Origin of the sequence: Nonomuraea sp. NPDC049421, assembly GCF_040677005.1 — a bacterium.
Classification (GTDB): domain Bacteria; phylum Actinomycetota; class Actinomycetes; order Streptosporangiales; family Streptosporangiaceae; genus Nonomuraea; species Nonomuraea salmonea.
Genome location: NZ_JBFAQA010000010.1, coordinates 101,115 through 119,459, shown reverse-complemented (window position 1 = coordinate 119,459; position 18,345 = coordinate 101,115). Strand labels below are relative to the sequence as shown.

Below are 18,345 nucleotides of genomic sequence, written 5' to 3'. Positions count from 1 at the left end.
CGCTGGTTTTCGCGGTGACTTGATGACATTCGTCCTAAGCCGATCACGGCCGATCCGAGGGACGAGGAATTCATGCGTACACCACGTTTCGCTCTTGTCTTGCTCGCCGCCGCCGCGCTGATGATGACGGGCGGCGCCGCGTTCGCCGACCCCGAACCGTCCGCCCTGGAGCTGCGCGTCGTCGTGGACGACTGCCTGCGCGGAAGCGTGCAGCCATGACCGACCCCACTCTCCTCGAACGCGCCCTGTTCGAGATCAAGCGCGTCATCGTCGGCCAGGACCACATGGTCGAGCGGCTGCTCGTCGCCGTCCTCGCCAAGGGGCACTGCCTGCTCGAAGGCGTGCCGGGCATCGCCAAGACGCTGGCCGCCGAGACCACCGCCACGGTCGTCGGAGGCACGTTCGCGCGCATCCAGTTCACCCCCGACCTGGTGCCCGCCGACATCGTCGGCACCAGGATCTACCGGCCCTCCAGCGAGACCTTCGACGTCGAGCTCGGGCCCGTCATGGTCAACCTGCTGCTCGCCGACGAGATCAACCGGGCGCCCGCCAAGGTGCAGTCGGCGCTGCTGGAGATCATGGCCGAGCACCAGGTCAGCATCGGCGGCACCACGTACGAGGTGCCCCGGCCCTTCCTGGTGCTGGCCACCCAGAACCCCATCGAGTCCGAGGGCGTCTACCACCTGCCCGAGGCGCAGCGCGACCGCTTCCTCATGAAGATCGACGTGGACTATCCCAGCGAATCGGAGGAGCTGGCGATCGTCTACCGCATGAGCGTGGACCCGCCCGCGCCCCAGAGCGTCCTCGGCCCCGAGGAGGTCGTCGCGCTGCAACGCAGGGCCCAGGAGGTCTTCGTGCACCACGCGGTCGCCGAGTACGCCGTCCGCCTCGTCTACGCCACCCGCGACCCCGACCGGTACGGCATCCCCGACGTGGGCCGGCACCTCGCCTTCGGCGCCAGCCCCAGGGCCACGCTCGGCCTGCTGGCCGCCGGCCGCGGGCTCGCCCTGCTGCGCGGGCGCGACTACGTGCTGCCCGAGGACGTACGCGACCTCGCGCACGACGTCATGGCCCACCGGCTCGTGCTCTCCTTCGACGCGCTGGCCGCCGGGGTCATGCCCCGCCAGGTCGTGGACCGGGTGCTGGCCGCCGTGCCGCTGCCGGTCATCGCTCCCCAGCAGCGGACGGACGCCGCATGAAGCCGTACCTGATGGCCGAGCCCGCCCTGCGCAGGCTCGAGCTGACGATCACGAGGAGACTCGATGGGCTGCTCCAAGGCGAGCATCTGGGACTGGTGCCCGGTCCTGGCAGCGAGCCGGCGGAGTCGCGGGCGTACCGGCCGGGCGACGACGTGCGGCGCATGGACTGGAACGTCACCGCGCGCACGAACGAGCCCCACGTCCGTGACCTGGTCGCGGACCGCGAGCTGGAGATCTGGGCGCTGCTCGACGCCACCGCCAGCATGGACTTCGGCACGGTCGCCATGGAGAAGCGCGAGCTCGCACTGTCGGCCCTGGCAGCGATCGGCTTCCTCACCCAGCGCACCGGCAACCGCATCGGCGTGCACCTTCTGCACGGCGGCGGGGTCAGGACGCTGCCCGCCAGGACGGGCAGGCCGCACCTGATGGCGCTGCTGCAGGCGGCGTTCGCGCTGCCGCGCACCCCGCCGGGCGTGGCCGAGCCGCTGCTCGGCGTCGCGGCCGAGCAGCTCGGCCGGGTCACCAGGCGGCGCGGGCTGGTCGTCGTCGTGTCGGACTTCCTCGACACGCCAGAGACCTGGGAGCCGCCACTGCGCCGCCTCACCGCCCGCCACCAGGTGCTGGCCGTGGAGGTGATCGACCCGCGCGAGCTGACCCTGCCGGACGTCGGCATCCTCACGCTGATCGACCCCGAGTCGGGGCGGCGGCGCGAGGTCGCCACCGGCAGCGCCCGGCTGCGCCGCAGGTACGCCGAGGCCGCGCTCGCGCAGCGGGACGCCGTCTCCGGTGCGCTGCGCCGGGCCGGGGCCGCGCACCTGCGGCTGCGTACCGACCGGGACTGGGTGCGCGACCTCGTCCAGCACGTCATGCGGCAGCGCAAGATGGCCTCGCTCGCCCCCGGCCCCACCCGGCACAGCGGGGCGCCCATGGGAGGAGGCGGGGTAGCGTGAGCCTCATCGCGCCCCTCTGGCTGCTGCTGCTCGTCCCGGTGGCGCTGCTCGCGGTCACGTACGTCGTCATGGCGCTGCGCAGCCGCACCTCCTACGCCGTCCGCTTCGCCAACTACGACCTGCTCGACAAGGTCGCGCCGCGCCGGCCCGGCTGGCGGCGGCACGTCCCCGCGGCGGCGCTGCTGCTCATGTTCGCGCTGCTCGTCATCGGCTTCGCCCGGCCGACCGCAGAGGTGCGGGTGCCCAGGGAACGGGCGACGATCATGGTGGCGTTCGACGTGTCCGCGTCCATGGGGGCCACCGACGTCGCGCCCAACCGGTTCGAGGCGGCCAAGGCGGCGGCCACCCAGTTCGTCCAGGGGCTGCCGGAACGCTTCAACCTCGGGCTGGTGTCGTTCTCCGGCTCGGCCTCCGTCGCCGTGCCGCCCACCACCGACCGGCAGGCCGTCCTGTACGCACTGGAGCGCCTCGGCACCGACTCGGGCACCGCCATCGGCGAGGCCGTCTTCACCTCGCTTGAGGCCATCGCGGCGCTCGACACCGAGGAGGAGGCGCCGCCCGCGCACATCGTGCTGCTGTCGGACGGCTCCAGCACCACCGGCCGCACGGTCGGCGACGCCGCCACCGAGGCGTCGTCCCGTGGCGTCCCCGTCACCACCATCGCGTACGGCACCGCGGACGGCGTCATCAGCCTGTCCGGCCGCGACGTGCCGGTCCCCGTGGACGGGCCCGCCCTGCGGAGCCTCGCCGAGTCCGCCGGGGGCGGCTTCTACGAGGCCGCGAGCGGCGACGAGCTGCAGGCCGTCTACGAGGACATCGGCACCTCGGTCGGCTACCGCACCGAACGTCAGGAGGTCTGGCAGTGGTTCGTGGCAGCGGGCCTGCTCTTCGGCCTGACAGCGGCGGTGACGTCGCTGCTCTGGTTCTCGAGGCTCCCATGAGGGGCCTCGGCACCCCCAACGGCCCCTCCTTCACCACCCCGCCCTCGGCCGGCACAGGACCCGGCGAGGCAGGAAGCACCGCCTCAGGGGCCACCGGCGCGAGAGGCGGACCGCGAGGAGGGCCCGCGGCCACAGGAGCGGGGCCGGGTGCGGGGGCCGGTGTCCGGGCGGGGCTGGGAGCGGGGCACCTCCTCAGCTCCGCCCGGACACCGTCCAGACACCGCGCCTCGGGGGGCTCCTCGCCCATGGGCAGGGTTTCCCATAGCGCGCTGCCCGCCGGGGGCTCGCCTGTGGCGGCGGGTGGGGCTTCTGGAGGTGTCCACGCTCGGGGGCGGGTGCTGGTGGCGGCGGCGTTGGTCGCTGTCGTCGCCGGAGCCGTGGCCGGGATGGCGGGTGGGGTGGCGGGGGGTCTCGCGGGGGCGCGGATGGGTGAGCAACCCGCTGCGCCGGCGGCGTTGCCCCGGGTGGCGCCCGCCCCCTCCGCGCCGCTCGCCGGGCTCAGCGAGACGGCGGCGCGGGTGCTGCCGAGCGTGGTGTCCATCGAGACGGGGACCTCGGGCGGGTCCGGGTTCGTGGTGGACGGCCAGGGGCACATCCTCACCAACGCGCACGTGGTCGCGGGCAGTACGCAGGTGACGGTGGTGCTCGCCGACGGGACCCGGCTCACCGCGCGGGTGGCCGGGGCGGACCGGGGCGAGGACCTGGCCGTCCTGGAGGTGGATCACCCCGGCGAGTTGACGCCCGCCACGCTGGGCCGGTCGTCCGAGCTGGCGGTGGGCGACCAGGTGCTGGCGATCGGGTCGCCGCTGGGCCTGTCGGGCACGGTCACGTCCGGCATCGTCAGCGCGCTCGACCGCGAGGTACGCCTGGGCGACTCCCGCCGTACGGCGGTGCAGACCGACGCCTCGATCAACCCCGGCAACTCGGGCGGCCCCCTGGTGAACGCCCAGGGCGAGGTCGTCGGCGTGAACACGGCGATCGCCGCGAGCCGGGGCGGCGGCAACATCGGCATCGGCTTCGCCATCCCGATCGACAGGGCGGCGCCCATCGCCGAACGCATCATCCGAAATTAGGGTGCAAGACATGCGACTGCTGGTGGTGGAGGACGAAGAGGACCTGGTCGACGCCATGCGCGTCGGCCTGGTCCGCGCCGGGTACGCGGTGGACGTCGCCTTCGACGCCCCGGCCGCCCACGAGAAGCTGCAGGTCAACACCTACGACCTGGTGCTGCTCGACCTCAACCTGCCCGGCGGCGACGGCTTCCAGCTGTGCCGGTCGGTACGCGCGGCGGGCCAGGGCGTGCGGATCATCATGGTGACCGCCCGCGACCGCCTGGACGACCGGGTGCGGGGCCTGGACGAGGGCGCCGACGACTACCTGGTCAAGCCGTTCGCGTTCCCCGAGCTGCTGGCCAGGGTGCGCGCGCTGCTGCGCAGGGACGCGACGGGCGGCACGGCGGTGCTGGAGGTGGGCGGCCTGCGCATCGACACGGCCCGGCTGGAGGTGTCGCTGGACGGCCGCGCGCTGGCGCTCACGCCGAAGGAGTACGGCGTGCTGCACTACCTGATGACCCGCCCGGGTCACGTCGTCTCCACGGAGGAGCTGCTCGAACACGTCTGGGACGAGCATGCCGACCCGTTCACCAACACCGTGCGGGTCACGGTCGGCAACCTGCGCCGCAAGCTCCAGGAGGACGGCCTGATCGAGACCGTGATCAGCCGGGGCTACCGGCTCAAGGAGCCGGCGTCATGATCCACACCATCCGCTTCAGGCTCACGGTGCTCTACTCGGGCCTGCTGTTCGTGCTGGCCACGCTGGTGCTCGGCGGCATCTACTTCGCCGTGTCGAAGACCACCGAGCAGCGCCCCGTCTCGACGGAGTTCGCGAAGACCTACAGCGGCGACCAGTACCTCGGCAGGCGCGAGGTGGTGTTCGTGGAGGAGGTCGAGAACGCGGTCAACGTCGAGACGATGGCGGCGCTGCGCAACTACTCGCTGCTCACCCTGGCCGGCCTGTACGTCTGCAGCCTCGGCATCGGCTGGGTGCTGTCGGGCCGGGTGCTGCGGCCGGTGCGGTCGATCACGCGTACGACGGAGGAGATCCAGGCCACCGACCTGAAGCGGCGCATCAAGCTGGACGGCCCGCGCGACGAGCTGAAGGACCTCGCCGACACCATCGACACGATGCTCGACCGGCTGGAGGAGGCGTTCAGCGCGCAGCGGCAGCTCATCGACGACGCCTCGCACGAGCTGCGCAACCCGCTGACCATCATCAGGGCGAACGTGGACGCCGTCCTTGCCGCCCCCGACGCCAGCGAGGAGGAGCGGGCGCGGGCGGTGGCCATCGTGGACCGCGCGACGACCCGGATGACGACGCTGGTGGAGGACCTGCTGGCGACGGCGCGGCGGCAGGGCACGGCGTTCGCGGACACGGAGGTCGACCTGGCCTGGGTGGCGGGGGAGGCGTGCGAGGAGTACGCGGCCCCGGCCGCCGCCCGCGACGTGACGATCGTCAGGGAGCTCGGGACGGGCCTGGAGATGATCGGCGACGCCGACGCGCTGCGCCGCTCGGTGGCGAACCTGCTGTCGAACGCCGTCCGCCTCTCGCCTCCGGGCGGCACGATCAAGGTGGCGGCCGGCCGCGGGGGCGGCTGGTTGTGGGCGGCGGTCCGCGACGACGGCCCCGGGCTGCGCGAGGCGGACCAGGCGCGGGTGTTCGACCGGTTCTGGCGCGGCGAGGCCAGCCGCCGCGACCGCCACACGGGGCTGGGCCTGGCCATCGTGCGGCAGATCGTGGAGTCGCACGGGGGCAGGGTGGCGGTGTTCTCCAGGCTCGGCCAGGGCGCCACGTTCGTGCTCTGGCTGCCGCCCCGCGAAGGCGCCGGCGACGCCCCACCGGAGATCAACCCCCTGAGCACCGCCGGGTGAAGCCCATCCGGTAGATGGCGAGCCGCCGGGCAAGGCCCGGTCGCCGGGTGAGCCCGGCGGCCGGGCCTTGCCGTTTTCCCGGCCTGGTGGGAGTGGCCATGGGGGCCTCCTGGTGGGGGTGTGACGTGATTCCGCACGGACTGCCCGCCTTTCTCAAGAATTGGTGTAAACCAATTGGTCTAATCCAATTTTCCGACTATGGGTCTTAAAATTGGATTAGACCTGTCGTACCGTGTTCACCAGCACAAACATCGACTTAACGGAGGGGTGCAGTTTCATCATCAATTTCACCGGTAGAGTCCGGTTCAGAGGCGTTCGATTGGAGCTGTGGTGGCCAAATACGTTTACGATTTCACCGAGGGCAACAGGAATCTCAAAGATCTTCTCGGCGGTAAGGGCGCGAACCTCGCCGAAATGACGAACCTCGGGCTGCCGGTTCCCCCTGGATTCACGATCACCAGCGACGCGTGCCGCCACTACCTGGCGGAAGGCTCCCTGCCGGACGGGCTGGAGCAGGAGGTCGCCGGGCACCTCGCGGCGCTGGAGTCGACGATGGGCAGGAAGCTCGGCCAGGCCGACGACCCGCTGCTGGTCAGCGTACGTTCAGGGGCGAAGTTCTCCATGCCGGGGATGATGGAGACGGTGCTCAACATCGGGCTCAACGACGAGTCGGTGCACGGCCTCGCCAAGCAGGCGGGCGGCAACGACCGCTTCGCCTGGGACTCCTACCGCAGGCTCATCCAGATGTTCGGCAAGACCGTGCTGGGCATCGACGGCGACCTGTTCGAGGGCGCGCTCGACCGGCTGAAGGGGCGGCGCCAGGACACCGACCTGGACGCGGGCGAGCTGCAGCAGCTGGTGGAGACGTACAAGGGGATCGTGCGCGAGCAGACCGGCGCGGACTTCCCCGCCGACCCGCGCGAGCAGATGCGCCTGGCCGTCATGGCCGTCTTCGACTCGTGGAACGCGCCGCGCGCCATCCTCTACCGCCGCCAGGAGCGCATCCCCGCCGACCTCGGCACCGCCGTCAACATCATGGCCATGGTCTTCGGCAACTACGGCGACGACTCCGGCACCGGCGTCGCCTTCACCCGCGACCCGGGCTCCGGCCAGCAGGGCATCTACGGCGACTACCTGCAGAACGCCCAGGGCGAGGACGTCGTCGCCGGCATCCGCAACACCATCCCGCTGCAGGACCTCGAACGCATCGACCCGAGCTCCTACCGCGAGCTGCTCGCCATCATGGAGACGCTGGAGAACCACTACCGCGACCTGTGCGACATCGAGTTCACCATCGAGCGCGGCAAGCTGTGGATGCTCCAGACGCGGGTCGGCAAGCGCACCGCCGCGGCGGCGTTCTGCATCGCCACGCAGCTCGTCGACCAGGGCCTGATCACCATGGACGAGGCCGTCACCCGGGTCACCGGCGACCAGCTCGCGCAGCTCATGTTCCCCCGCTTCGACGGCGGCGCCGAGAAGAAGAAGATCGCCAAGGGCATGAACGCCTCCCCGGGCGCCGCCGTCGGCAAGGCCGTCTTCTCCTCCGAGCGCGCGGTCGAGCTGGCCGAGCAGGGCGAGGACGTCATCCTCGTCCGCCGCGAGACCAACCCCGACGACCTGGCCGGTATGATCGCCGCCAGAGGCATCCTGACCAGCCGCGGCGGCAAGACCTCGCACGCCGCCGTCGTCGCCCGCGGCATGGGCAAGACCTGCGTGTGCGGGGCCGAGGAGCTGGAGGTGCTCCCCGCCGAGCGGCGCTTCACCGCGCCCGGCGGCGTCGAGGTCTGCGAGGGCGAGGTCATCTCCATCGACGGCCGCACCGGCGAGGTCTTCCTGGGCGAGGTGCCGGTCGTGCCGTCGGCCGTGGTCGAGTACTTCGAAGGCGCCGCTGAGCCCGCCGACGACCTGGTCAAGGCCGTGGACCGGATCATGCGGCACGCCGACGGCGTCCGCCGGCTCGGGGTGCGCGCCAACGCCGACACCCCCGACGACGCCGCCCGCGCCCGCCGCTTCGGCGCGCAGGGCATCGGGCTCTGCCGTACGGAGCACATGTTCCTCGGGGAGCGGCGGCAGCTCGTGGAGGACCTGGTGCTCGCCACCACCGACGAGGAGCGTCAGGTCGCGCTGGACGCCCTTGAGCCGCTGCAGAAGTCCGACTTCATCGGCATCTTCCAGGCGATGGACGGCGTGCCCGTGACGATCCGGCTCATCGACCCGCCGCTGCACGAGTTCCTGCCCGACCTGGTGGAGCTGTCGATCAAGGCCGCCACCCACGAGGCCACCGACAAGGACCGGCGGCTGCTGAGCGCCGTCAAGCGCCTGCACGAGCAGAACCCGATGCTGGGACTGCGCGGCGTGCGGCTCGGCCTGGTCATCCCCGGGCTGTTCGCGATGCAGGTCAGGGCCATCGCCCAGGCCGCCGCCGAGGTGCCCGGCGCGCGTCCCGAGATCATGATCCCGCTGGTGGCGGCGGTGCAGGAGCTGGAGTCCGTACGCGAGGAGGCCGTGCGAATCCTCGCAGAAGCCGGCGTGGAGGCGCTGATCGGCACCATGATCGAGGTGCCGAGGGCGGCGCTCACCGCGGGCCAGATCGCCGAGGCCGCCGAGTTCTTCTCCTTCGGCACCAACGACCTGACCCAGATGGCGTGGGGCTTCTCCCGCGACGACGTGGAATCCTCGTTCTTCCACCGCTACCTCGACCTCGGCATCTTCGGCGTCTCGCCGTTCGAGAGCATCGACAGGGAGGGCGTCGGCCGCCTCATGGAGATCGCGGTGGCCGAGGGCCGCGCCGCCCGCCCCGACCTCCACCTCGGCATCTGCGGCGAACACGGCGGCGACCCGGACTCGGTCCACTTCTGCCACGACGTGGGCTTGGACTACGTCTCCTGCTCCCCGTTCCGCATCCCGGTGGCCAGACTAGAAGCCGGCCGCGCCGCCCTTGCGGAAAACGAGTCCGACACCCGCTGAAACCACCGGCACCGCCGCCCGCCCTTCCCCGTCTGACGACCGGGGAAAGGGCGGGCATCGGACCACGTCGTGAAAGGGGCCCCTACTTCCTCCTCATCCAAGAAGCCGCACTCTCGCGCCCGGTGAGCGGGTGTCTCAGAGGGAGTTGAGGAAGTCCTCCAAGACCTTGTTGTAGGTGTCGGGGCGTTCCATGTTCGGGTGGTGGGCGGCGCCGTCGATGGTCACTGAGCGACCGTTGACGACGGTGGTGGCGAGGCGTTCGGCCATGGCTATGTGGTCGGGGGAGTCGGCGGCGCCGTGGATGGCCAGCACCGGGATCTCGAGCTCCCTTATGCGGTGCCAGGTGTCCTTCACCGGTATGACGTGGTTGGGTTCGTCTGCCGTGTGCTTGCTCATCGTGGCTCGCGCCATCGCCCGCAGGCGTCGCGGCACCTCCGGGTCGAGCTCTGAGAGGTCGCGGGACGGGCCCAAACCGACCGTCAGGAAGCCCTCGATCGAGCCTTCCAGATCGCCGGCGGCCATTGCGGCGTGCCAGACGGTCATGGCCTGCCGGGTCCACGGATCCTCGAAGTACGGCTCGCTCGTTCCCGCCCCCGTCACCACCAGGGCGCTGACCAGCTCAGGGTGCTCCAAGGCCGTGTCCACCGCGAGTCCCGCCCCCATGGAGACTCCCACCAGCACGGCAGGCCCGGTGCCGAGGTGCCGCAGCAGGGCGGCGAGGTCGTCGGTGAGCCGGTACGGCCCCGTGGCGTTGGCGGAGCGGCCGTGGCCGCGGGCGTCGTACGCGATGACCCGGTAGCGATCGGAGAGCGCCGAGATCTGGTCGTTCCACATCGTGTGGTCGAGGAAGCCGCCGTGCAGCAGGACGACGGGCTTGCCGGTGCCGTTCTCGGTCCAGAACAGATCCTTCATGACAACCAAGGTGTCATGTTGGCGCGAGAATGACAACTCAGGTGTCATTATGGAGGAGTGAGCGAGACACGAGGAACGCCACCGACCGACCGTCTCACCGAGGTCTTCGATCTGGTGGGCCCCCTCTACCGGCGCGCCCAGCGCAAGGTGGAGCAGGACGCGCCCATCGAGGGGCTGTCGGTCGGGGTGCGGGCGGTGCTCAACATGCTGCGCGAGCACGGCCCCATGACCGTGCCGCAGATGGGCAGGGAGCAGGCGCTGAGCCGCCAGTTCGTCCAGCGGATGACGAACGACGCCGCCGCGCGGGGCCTGGTCGAGACCGCGCCCAACCCGGCGCACAAGCGTTCGTCGCTGATCCGGCTGACGGAGGAAGGGAAGGCCGCCATCGAGGCGGTGATCGAGCGCGAGCGTACGGTGCTCCGCCAGGCCGGCGGCGACCTCACGGAAGCCGAGATCGAGACCTGCCTGCACGTCCTGTCACGGCTGCTCAGGCTGCTCGACGACATCGACATGGACTGAAACGCACGCCGCCCGGAGACTCGCAGGGTCGCCTCTGGGCGGCGCCGAAAGCGGACCGGCTCGTCCTCTCAGAACGGGCGGGTCAGCGTCGTACGGGCTCGTCGTCCCAGACGAGCGGGGTCACCGTGCCGGAGACCCAGTCGCGGCGCAGGATCGCGTAAGCGATCGAGTCGTGGGCCGACCCGTCGGGCGCCGGCCACGCCTCGCGGTAGTGGGCCTCCTTGACGTAGCCGCACGCGCGGAAGACGGCCCGCATCGCCACGTTGTCGCCCCGCGTCTGCCCCTCGACCCGCTGGATCTGCGGGAAGGCGTCGAAAAGGTAAGCCGTCAGCCAGCGCACGGCGTCCTTGCCCAGCCCGCGTCCCCGGAAGCGGGGCAGGATCCGCAGGTCGAACATGGGCGTCGGGTCGCTGAGGTCGTTCAGCCTGACGAGCCCGGCCCGCTCGCCGTCGGCGATCTGCCAGAACGTACGGTTGTCATCGTCGTCGTAGACCCCGTCCGCGACCCGCTTCCTGATCGCCTCGGGATCCTGCACCCCGGCGTGGAACGGCCAGGGGTCGGCCGTCAGGAAGGCGACCAGCGCCTCGGTGTCGTCGGGGGAGAGCCGCACGTACTCGATCTGCATCCGGTCATCGTCCTGACCTCTCGGACGCCCGGTCAACCGAATAAACGCGCCGCCCTCCCCGTCACAGGAGGGCCTCAGCGCACGGTGACCGTGTGCAGGAGGTTGTTGAGGCCGCTCGACGCCTCCCAGGTGCCGTCGTTGGCCAGGCGGATCGCGTACTCGGCCCGCGAAGGCCGCAGGGGATCGGGCAGGCCGAGCAGCAGCGCGTAGCTGCCGGCCGGCAAGGACGCGGGCAGCGTGACCGTCTGTGCGACAGTCGTCGTCCCGCCCGCCTGCCACTTGCGCGGGTCGGCGGTCAGCGGGATGCGGGTGACGGCGGAGGTGGCGGTGTTGCGCAGCACCAGCTCCAGGTCGCGCGGGTTGACGGGGGCGGCGTACCCGTCGTTCCTGACCGTGATGCGGACGGGGAGCCGCCCGCCGCGGGTGGCCGTGCCCGGATAGGTGCCGGAGACGAGCGCGAGGCGGTAGCCGAGGCTGCGGCTGACCGCGGCCCGGCAGCCGCCGGTGCTCCAGCTCTCGAGCACGCCGGTGTGGTAGTCGGCGTTCAGGTACGACCAGTGGAAGCGCGCCAGCTCGTCCTGGGCGGTGGGGCAGTCGGAGCGTGGCGGGTTGGGGTTGCAGGTCTCGCCGCCCATGGCGACGTGGGCGGTGTCGGAGGAGAGGTACGGATACTCGACCGAGGCGTCCTCGTACGTGCCGTAGTCGTCGGGGCTGGCGAGGAAGCAGTCGTTGTGGTGCCCGATCCGCGCCACGGCCGAGCCCCCGTGCGCCTGCCCGGGGGTGACCGGGGTGGTGGAGTAGAGGGTGCGCTTGAACTTGGGGGTGCGCAGTTGCACCATCCGCGTCGAGGGCAGGACGCTCAGCAGCTTGTCGACGACGGCCTTGCGGTTGGCCCAGTCGGCGGCGGTGACGTTCCCGGCGTTGCCGAAGTTCTGGGTGTAGTACCACTCGCCCCAGGCGCCGATGAAGCCGGCCTGCATGACATAGATGACGTCCTGGTTGGCCCGCAGGTAGGGGGCGAGCTGGTCGAGGTGGGCCAGCACGCGGTCCTTCGGCGCGTCGGCGCCGTCCTCCGAGGCGGTGTAGGCGAAGCGCAGGATCATCTTCAGCCCGGCCTGCCGTACGGTGTCGAACTGCTGCTGGAGCTGGGCGAGCGCGGCCTGGCTGAGCGGGCCGCCGGTGAACTCGGCGAGGTAGAAGACGCACATGACGAGCGAGATGTTCTCGTTCGTGCGGTAGCTCCGCAGGGTGCCGGCGTCGAAGTCGTTCTTGTCGCAGTCGCCGGTGTGGTGGTAGAAGCCGCGCTCGGGGTTGGCGACGTCGGCGCCGCTCTGCGCGTACGTCACCGTGGCCGCCTTACCGGTGGCCAGGGCCGGGGGCGCGGTGAGTAAGGACGCGCAGAGGAGGAGCGGGAGGGCGAGGGTGCGTGCGAGCTTGGGCATGGGGCTCCCTAGGCATGCCGGGGGGTCTCGGGCTTGCGCAACTAATCATGGAGTCCATGAGAATTAAGTCAAGACCTCGCCAACAGGAACCCAGGAAGAAGTCATGTGCTCCAATGCTTAACGGTGGACTCCCCGGTAATGTCAGTCGTCCGAAGGGACCACCAGCCGCATCGCCGCCCGGTCGTTCCCGCCGACGATCACCGCGCCGGGCCGCGCCTGCGCCACCCACGTGTCGGGCATGACGGCCGGCGCGAGCACCCGGTCGTACGGCGCCCGCTCGGGGCACCCGCGCGCCGTGTCACCGACGATCAGGTGAGGACGCACCCCGGCCGCCACCAGGTTCCGCCACGCCTCCTCGGCCACCGTCGCGTCACCCTCGACCGACGTCACGCTGCCCGACTCGCCCGTCAGCCGGCACAGCAGCGCGGTGATCCACCCGCTGCCCGTGCCCACCTCCAGGATCCGCTGCCCGGGACGCGGATCGAGCAGCTCAAGCAGATCGACGACGCAACTCGGCGCGAGCACCACGCAGCGGTAGGAGCTCGGGTCGCGGCTGCTCGGCGTGGCGATCGGCCGCCCGGAGTAGACGGCGTCCCACCAGGCCGTGGGGTCGTCGTCGCGGTCGATCGGCCGCGCGCCGTCGTCTTCGAGCACGAGCCCGCGCGAGGGCACGAACCAGTGGCGCGGCACCTTGCGCAGCGCCTGCTCGATCGCGCCCGTCGCGCGCGGCCTGCGCTCGGCGATGGCCGCGAGCATCTCCTCCAGCCGCCAGGCGATGTGCGGAAGCATCGCCCTGGCCCCGCCGTCCTGCCTGCTCACATGGCCTCCTCCAGGCCGTCCGTATGCTAACGGTGACCGTAAGGCCACGGATCGCAACCTGGCAAGGGATAGCCGATGTTTTCGTCCGCGTTCTCCCTGTGAGCGAGCGTCCTCGTCAGGACAGGGCGGCCGGGCTGGGCACGTCGAGCGGCACGTAGTCGTGGCGCATCCCGTGGTCGCCGAGCCACTGCCGCAGCCCCGCGACGGCCGCCGGGCTGGCCGCGACCTGGGCGGCGTACTCGGTCAGCGCCACCTCCTCGCCGTCGTCGAACAGCAGCCGCGCGGGCCCCGACCACGACAGCGTCCACCTGGCCTGGCCGAGCTGGATCAGCACCGCCTCCAGCGCCTGTCCGAGCACGCCCGACAGCAGCGTCGGGGACGGGTTCCAGCCCTGCTCCAGCAGCTTCGCCTCCAGCTCCGCCTGCCGGCCCCGCGCGATCGCCTCGAAGGCCGCGTCCAGGTATGGCCGCGAGGCCCCCATCACCTGCTGGCCCGCCACCGCCAGGTCGTGCAGGGCGTCGGCGTTGCGGCCCGCGTACATGCCGTGCGCGACCAGGTCCTCCCACGGCACGGGACGCAGCGTCGCCAGCGCCTCCTGGCTCCACATCGACTGCTCCACGGCCTGCACCGCCACGTTGGCGTCGACGAGCAGGGTCAGCGCCGAGCGCGGGTCGGGCACCTGCTGCGGCTCCGGCAGGTGCTCGATGGCCGTGAGGCGCTCGGACAGGCTGGGGTGGGAGTCGTAGGGCGAGACCTCCTCGGGCTGCTCGGCCAGCTTGGCGAGCTGCGACTGCCGCTCGGGGTCACTCATCAGCGCGTGGAAGCCGCCGAAAACGGTCGCGGGCCTGGCGCCGCCCGCGCCGGTCAGCACGAGGTAGTTGTTGACGTACAGGTCCCAGCCGGCAGCCGTAGAGTGGATCTTGCGCAGCGCGCCCGCCATGGCCTGCCGGCCGCCGATCGCCACCGCGAACTGGTCGGCCTCCAGCTCCTGCCGGCGCGAGACGGCCTGCGAGATGCGCAGGTAGAGCTTGGCGTACCAGGCGAACAGGCGCTGCACGAACGGGTGGTTGCGCAGCCCCTGGACGGTCGCGATCAGTGAGACCCGCCCGCGGTAGACCGGCGCGCCCAGCCGGGTGTGCGCGCCGCTGTAGTGGCCGAGCTCGTGGCCGAGCACCGCGCGCAGCTCGTCGACCGTGAGCGTCTGCAGCAGCGGCAGGCCGATGAACATGCGCCGCCTGGTCGCCTTCATGCCGAGGAACTTGGTGTCCTCGGACACCGCCGCGTTCACCTCGGGCACCAGCCTGATCTCGTCGGGCGGCGCCGTACGGACGCGCTGGGCCAGCTCCTCCACCGTCTGCCACAGCACCGGCTCGTGCTCGCGGCCGACCGCCACGCCCGGCTGCTCGCCGTCGCCGCGCCTGCTGACCATCACCAGCGCACGGACGAGCGCGCCCGCGGCCAGCGTGAACACGACCGCGAACTTGACCAGGTTGGCGTGGAAGTCCACCACGAGCAGCACGTCGAAGAAGACCGCGGCTGCCAGAATGAGGCCGACCAGCACGTAGAAGCCGGCGAGCAGGGTGAAGGCCAACACCGCTCGGAATGCTGTGGTCATGGGGGAGGGCTCCCGGGGAAGGGGTTCTCGCGAGGCTTGACACTAGCGGAGAGACGAAACTGGATAAAATCACCGCACAGATGCCGTACTACGACGAGCACGATCAGGAACGTTGGATTCCGGAACCACCCGGCAATCCCGAACGTTCCGCGTTCGAGCGTGACAGAGCACGCGTGCTGCACAGCGCCGCCCTGCGCAGGCTGGCCGCGAAGACGCAGGTCGTGGGCCCGGGGGAGACGCCGGGCGGCGGCCAGCACATCCCGCGTACCCGCCTGACCCACTCGCTCGAATGCGCCCAGGTGGGCCGCGAGATGGGCGCCACGCTCGGCGTCGATCCCGACCTGGTCGAGACCGCCTGCCTGGCGCACGACCTGGGGCACCCGCCGTTCGGGCACAACGGCGAGGTGGCGCTCAACGCGCTGTCGGCCTCCTGTGGCGGCTTCGAGGGCAACGCGCAGAGCCTGCGCCTGCTCACCAGGCTGGAGGCCAAGGTGCTCACCGAGGACGGCCGCAGCGCCGGCCTCAACCTCACCCGCGCCGCGCTCGACGCCTCCATCAAGTACCCGTGGACGTGCGACGTCTCGCCCAAGTTCGGCGTCTACGACGACGACCTGCCGGTGTTCGCGTGGATCAGGGAGGGCGCGCCCGAGGGCCGGGTGAGCTTCGAGGCGCAGATCATGGACTGGGCCGACGACGTCGCCTACTCCGTGCACGACCTGGAGGACGCCCTGGCCTCGGGCCACGTCACCCCCGAGGCCCTGCGGTCGCCGATCGAGCGCGCGGACGTCTGCGAGACCACCCGCACCTGGTACGCCCCCGGCGCCGGCCTCGGCGAGCTGGAGGAGGTCTTCGCCCGGCTGATCGACGACCCGCTGTGGCCGCGCCACTTCGCGGCCACCCTCGCCGACCTGGCCGGCCTGAAGGCGCTCACCAGCGGCCTCATCGGCCGCTTCTGCCGCTCGGCGCAGGCCGCCACCAAGGAGGTGTACGGCTCCCGCCACCGCGCCGACCTCGTCGTCCCGCGCGCCACCCGGCTGGAGTGCGCGCTGCTCAAGGGCGTCACCGCGCACTACGTGATGACCACGGAGGACCATCACGCCAAGCAGGCCAGGCAGCGCGACCTCATCACCGAGCTGGCCTCCCTGATCACGCTGGGGGCGCCGGAGACGCTGGAGCCCGCCTTCCGTCCCGCGTACCTGGAGGCGGCCGACGACGCAGCCCGCGTCCGGGTGGTGATCGACCAGATCGCCTCGCTCACCGACACCTCGGCCGTCGCCTGGCACCGCAGGCTCTCCCGCTGATCCCGGGACGCGGGCGGGCACCTGGCGCCATCCGCTTTTCCGGAGACCGCGCCGGGCGGATACTGCGCCCATGGCCACATTTGTGATCGTCGGAGCCGGGCTCGCCGGGGCCAAGGCCGCGCAGACGCTGCGCGAGGAGGGCTTCGACGGCGAGATCGTGCTGATCGGCGCCGAGGCCGAACGCCCCTACGAACGACCGCCGCTGTCCAAGGACTACCTGCAGGGCAGGAGCGAGCGGGAGAGCATCTACGTCCACGAGCCGGCCTGGTACGCCGACAACGACGTGGACCTGCGGCTCGGCCTGCGGGCCACCCGCATCGAGCCGGGTCACCACGTCGTACGCCTGGCCGACGGCTCCAGGCAGCCCTACGACAAGCTGCTGATCGCCACCGGAGCCGTCCCCAGGCGGCTGCCGGGCCCCGCCTACTACCTGCGTACGGCCGAGGACAGCGAGGCGCTCAGGCGGCGCTTCGCCGAAGGCGCGTCCGTGCTGGTCGTCGGCGCCTCCTGGATCGGCTTGGAGACCGCCGCGGCGGCGCGGGCGGCCGGCTGCGAGGTCACCGTCGTCGAGCCCGAGCCGACCGCGCTCAACCGGGCGCTCGGCCACGAGCTGGGCGAGCTGTTCGCCCGCCTGCACGTCAGCAAGGGCGTCGACATGCGCTTCGGCACCGCCGCCGCCGAGGTCACCGAGACCGGCGTGCGGCTCAGCTCGGGCGAGCGGCTCACCGCCGACCTCGTCGTGGCCGGCATCGGCGCGGCCCCCGAGGTCTGGCTGGCCCGCGACGCCGGGCTCGACGTCGGGCAGGGCATCCGTACGGACGCGGCGCTGCGCACCTCGCACCCCGACATCTACGCGGCCGGCGACGTCGCCGAGTCCTACCACCCGCTGTACGGCCGCCACATCCGCGTCGAGCACTGGGCCAACGCCCTGCACGGCGGTCCCGCGGCGGCCAGGTCGATGCTCGGCCACGAGGCCGTCCACGACCGCGTCCCGTACTTCTACACCGACCAGTACGAGCTGGGCATGGAGTTCTCCGGCGACGTCTCGGGCCACGACGAGATCGTCTACCGGGGCGACCCCGACGGGCTGGAGTTCACCGCGTACTGGCTGCGCGAGGGCCGGGTGATCGCCGGCATGAACGTCAACGTCTGGGACGTCGTGGCCGGCATCCAGGAGCTGATCAGGTCGGGGGTCACTGTGGACGCAAAGGAGCTATCGTCGGGTTGAGCGTGACGACGTCCTCCTCGCTGGTCGTCCTGCGCGGCTTGGGCTTCCTGGTCGGCTTCGGGGTGCTGGTGGTCGTCTGCGCCGGAGCCACCTTGCCCAGACACTGCACGGTGCAGCGCGGGGTCTCGCCCAGCTTGCCGCGCAGCTTCATGGTCTCCTCACGGGGCGAGAGCGTGCGGTTGCCCTTGCGCCAGGCGTCGAGATAGTCCCACGGCTCGACCATGCCCCTGCGCACCCACCAGTAGGCGGGGCCGGTCTTCCACGAGATCGCGAAGTACAGGTTCGAGCCGGTGTCGCGGGCGTTGCCCGACCTGCCCACCTTCCCCAGCACCTGGCCGCCCTTGACCTTCGTGCCGGGCTTGATCCCGCCGGCGACGGAGTCGAGGTGGCCGCCGAGGTAACGCACGCCGTCGGTGCCGATGATCGTGACGAACCTGCCCTCGCGCGCCGCTCCCGCGTCCGTGGCGGGCGACCACGTGTCGGAGGTGTTCACCTCGTCCACGACGCCGTCCACGGGCGCCACGAACGAGCAGCCCTGCTTGGCCCAGATCGTCGTCTTGGGCAGCACCAGCAGCTTGCGTTGGTAGGTGGTCTTACAGCCCTTCACCGGGAAGGTGTAGGTGTACTTCGACAGCTTCGGCGGCGGCACCTTGACCGGGTCGTCGCCCTCGGGCTTCCCGGCCGCCTGGCTGGGCGAGGGCGAGGAGGAGAGGGTCGGCGTCGGCTCGGCCACGCCGCCGCCCGCGGGGCCCGACGCCGGCACGGTGGCGGGTGCGACCGGCCGGTTCGCGCCGACTCCCGCCAGGCCGGCCTGGCTGCAGGCACCGGTCAGCAGCACGGCGCCCGTGACGGCCGCCCATCGTCCGATATGCCCCGATCGCATGTTCTCCACCCGTGTCA

At 71.5% G+C, this 18,345-nt stretch carries 17 protein-coding genes; 11 read left to right on the top strand and 6 right to left on the bottom strand.

The window, feature by feature from the left end:
* The first annotated feature begins 72 nt into the window (after positions 1 to 72).
* The 8 genes from AB0K18_RS19055 (at position 73) to ppdK (ending at position 8,984) form a co-directional block, all read left to right on the top strand.
* A complete protein-coding gene (locus tag AB0K18_RS19055; RefSeq protein ID WP_364558261.1) occupies positions 73 to 219 on the top strand; it encodes a hypothetical protein in 147 nt (48 codons plus the stop codon).
* Positions 216 to 1,199, top strand: coding sequence for a MoxR family ATPase (locus AB0K18_RS19050; RefSeq protein ID WP_364915561.1), 984 nt, complete (start codon positions 216 to 218; stop codon positions 1,197 to 1,199). Before AB0K18_RS19055 ends, AB0K18_RS19050 begins: the two co-directional genes overlap by 4 nt.
* Positions 1,196 to 2,149, top strand: coding sequence for a DUF58 domain-containing protein (locus tag AB0K18_RS19045; protein WP_364915559.1), 954 nt, complete (start codon positions 1,196 to 1,198; stop codon positions 2,147 to 2,149). Before AB0K18_RS19050 ends, AB0K18_RS19045 begins: the two co-directional genes overlap by 4 nt.
* The gene (locus tag AB0K18_RS19040; RefSeq protein ID WP_364915557.1) at positions 2,146 to 3,090 is read left to right on the top strand and encodes a VWA domain-containing protein; all 945 of its coding nucleotides are present in this window, start codon (positions 2,146 to 2,148) and stop codon (positions 3,088 to 3,090) included. Before AB0K18_RS19045 ends, AB0K18_RS19040 begins: the two co-directional genes overlap by 4 nt.
* Before the next feature lie 425 nt (positions 3,091 to 3,515).
* A complete protein-coding gene (locus AB0K18_RS19035) occupies positions 3,516 to 4,163 on the top strand; it encodes a trypsin-like peptidase domain-containing protein (protein ID WP_364915555.1) in 648 nt (215 codons plus the stop codon).
* Positions 4,164 to 4,173: 10 nt separating this feature from the next.
* Positions 4,174 to 4,842, top strand: coding sequence for a response regulator transcription factor (locus AB0K18_RS19030; RefSeq protein WP_364377568.1), 669 nt, complete (start codon positions 4,174 to 4,176; stop codon positions 4,840 to 4,842).
* Positions 4,839 to 6,017: a HAMP domain-containing sensor histidine kinase gene (locus AB0K18_RS19025; RefSeq protein WP_364915554.1), complete on the top strand. Its 1,179-nt coding sequence runs from the start codon at positions 4,839 to 4,841 to the stop codon at positions 6,015 to 6,017. Before AB0K18_RS19030 ends, AB0K18_RS19025 begins: the two co-directional genes overlap by 4 nt.
* Positions 6,018 to 6,347: 330 nt before the next feature.
* Positions 6,348 to 8,984 (top strand): pyruvate, phosphate dikinase, encoded by a 2,637-nt coding sequence (gene ppdK / locus AB0K18_RS19020; protein ID WP_364915552.1) that lies wholly within the window; start codon positions 6,348 to 6,350, stop codon positions 8,982 to 8,984.
* A gap of 135 nt (positions 8,985 to 9,119) precedes the next feature.
* Here ppdK and AB0K18_RS19015 read toward each other — a convergent pair whose 3' ends face one another.
* Positions 9,120 to 9,896, bottom strand: coding sequence for an alpha/beta hydrolase (locus AB0K18_RS19015; RefSeq protein WP_364915550.1), 777 nt, complete (start codon positions 9,894 to 9,896; stop codon positions 9,120 to 9,122).
* Positions 9,897 to 9,953: 57 nt separating this feature from the next.
* On the opposite strand from AB0K18_RS19015, the gene AB0K18_RS19010 reads away from it, so the two are divergent.
* On the top strand, positions 9,954 to 10,415 hold the full coding sequence (locus AB0K18_RS19010) for a MarR family transcriptional regulator (protein WP_364915548.1): 462 nt from the start codon (positions 9,954 to 9,956) through the stop codon (positions 10,413 to 10,415).
* Positions 10,416 to 10,497: 82 nt separating this feature from the next.
* Here AB0K18_RS19010 and AB0K18_RS19005 read toward each other — a convergent pair whose 3' ends face one another.
* From AB0K18_RS19005 to AB0K18_RS18990, 4 genes are all read right to left on the bottom strand, one after another.
* Positions 10,498 to 11,040 (bottom strand): GNAT family protein, encoded by a 543-nt coding sequence (locus tag AB0K18_RS19005; protein ID WP_364915546.1) that lies wholly within the window; start codon positions 11,038 to 11,040, stop codon positions 10,498 to 10,500.
* A 74-nt stretch (positions 11,041 to 11,114) separates the two neighbouring features.
* On the bottom strand, positions 11,115 to 12,482 hold the full coding sequence (locus tag AB0K18_RS19000; protein WP_364915544.1) for a DUF4832 domain-containing protein: 1,368 nt from the start codon (positions 12,480 to 12,482) through the stop codon (positions 11,115 to 11,117).
* Positions 12,483 to 12,623: 141 nt separating this feature from the next.
* Entirely contained in the window at positions 12,624 to 13,301 is a 678-nt protein-coding gene (locus AB0K18_RS18995) for a hypothetical protein (RefSeq protein ID WP_364915542.1), read from the bottom strand.
* A 115-nt stretch (positions 13,302 to 13,416) separates the two neighbouring features.
* Positions 13,417 to 14,916 (bottom strand): M48 family metallopeptidase, encoded by a 1,500-nt coding sequence (locus AB0K18_RS18990; protein WP_364915540.1) that lies wholly within the window; start codon positions 14,914 to 14,916, stop codon positions 13,417 to 13,419.
* Positions 14,917 to 14,996: 80 nt separating this feature from the next.
* Here AB0K18_RS18990 and AB0K18_RS18985 point away from each other — a divergent pair, with 80 nt between their 5' ends.
* Together AB0K18_RS18985 and AB0K18_RS18980 are read left to right on the top strand one after the other, a co-directional pair.
* Positions 14,997 to 16,217 carry a deoxyguanosinetriphosphate triphosphohydrolase gene (locus tag AB0K18_RS18985; RefSeq protein WP_364915538.1) on the top strand — a complete coding sequence of 407 codons (1,221 nt, stop codon included), beginning with the start codon at positions 14,997 to 14,999 and terminating at the stop codon, positions 16,215 to 16,217.
* Positions 16,218 to 16,287: 70 nt separating this feature from the next.
* The gene (locus tag AB0K18_RS18980) at positions 16,288 to 17,445 is read left to right on the top strand and encodes an FAD-dependent oxidoreductase (protein WP_364915537.1); all 1,158 of its coding nucleotides are present in this window, start codon (positions 16,288 to 16,290) and stop codon (positions 17,443 to 17,445) included.
* Here AB0K18_RS18980 and AB0K18_RS18975 read toward each other — a convergent pair.
* On the bottom strand, positions 17,411 to 18,328 hold the full coding sequence (locus tag AB0K18_RS18975) for a M23 family metallopeptidase (RefSeq protein ID WP_364915535.1): 918 nt from the start codon (positions 18,326 to 18,328) through the stop codon (positions 17,411 to 17,413). The genes AB0K18_RS18980 and AB0K18_RS18975 overlap by 35 nt on opposite strands.
* Positions 18,329 to 18,345: the final 17 nt, after the last annotated feature.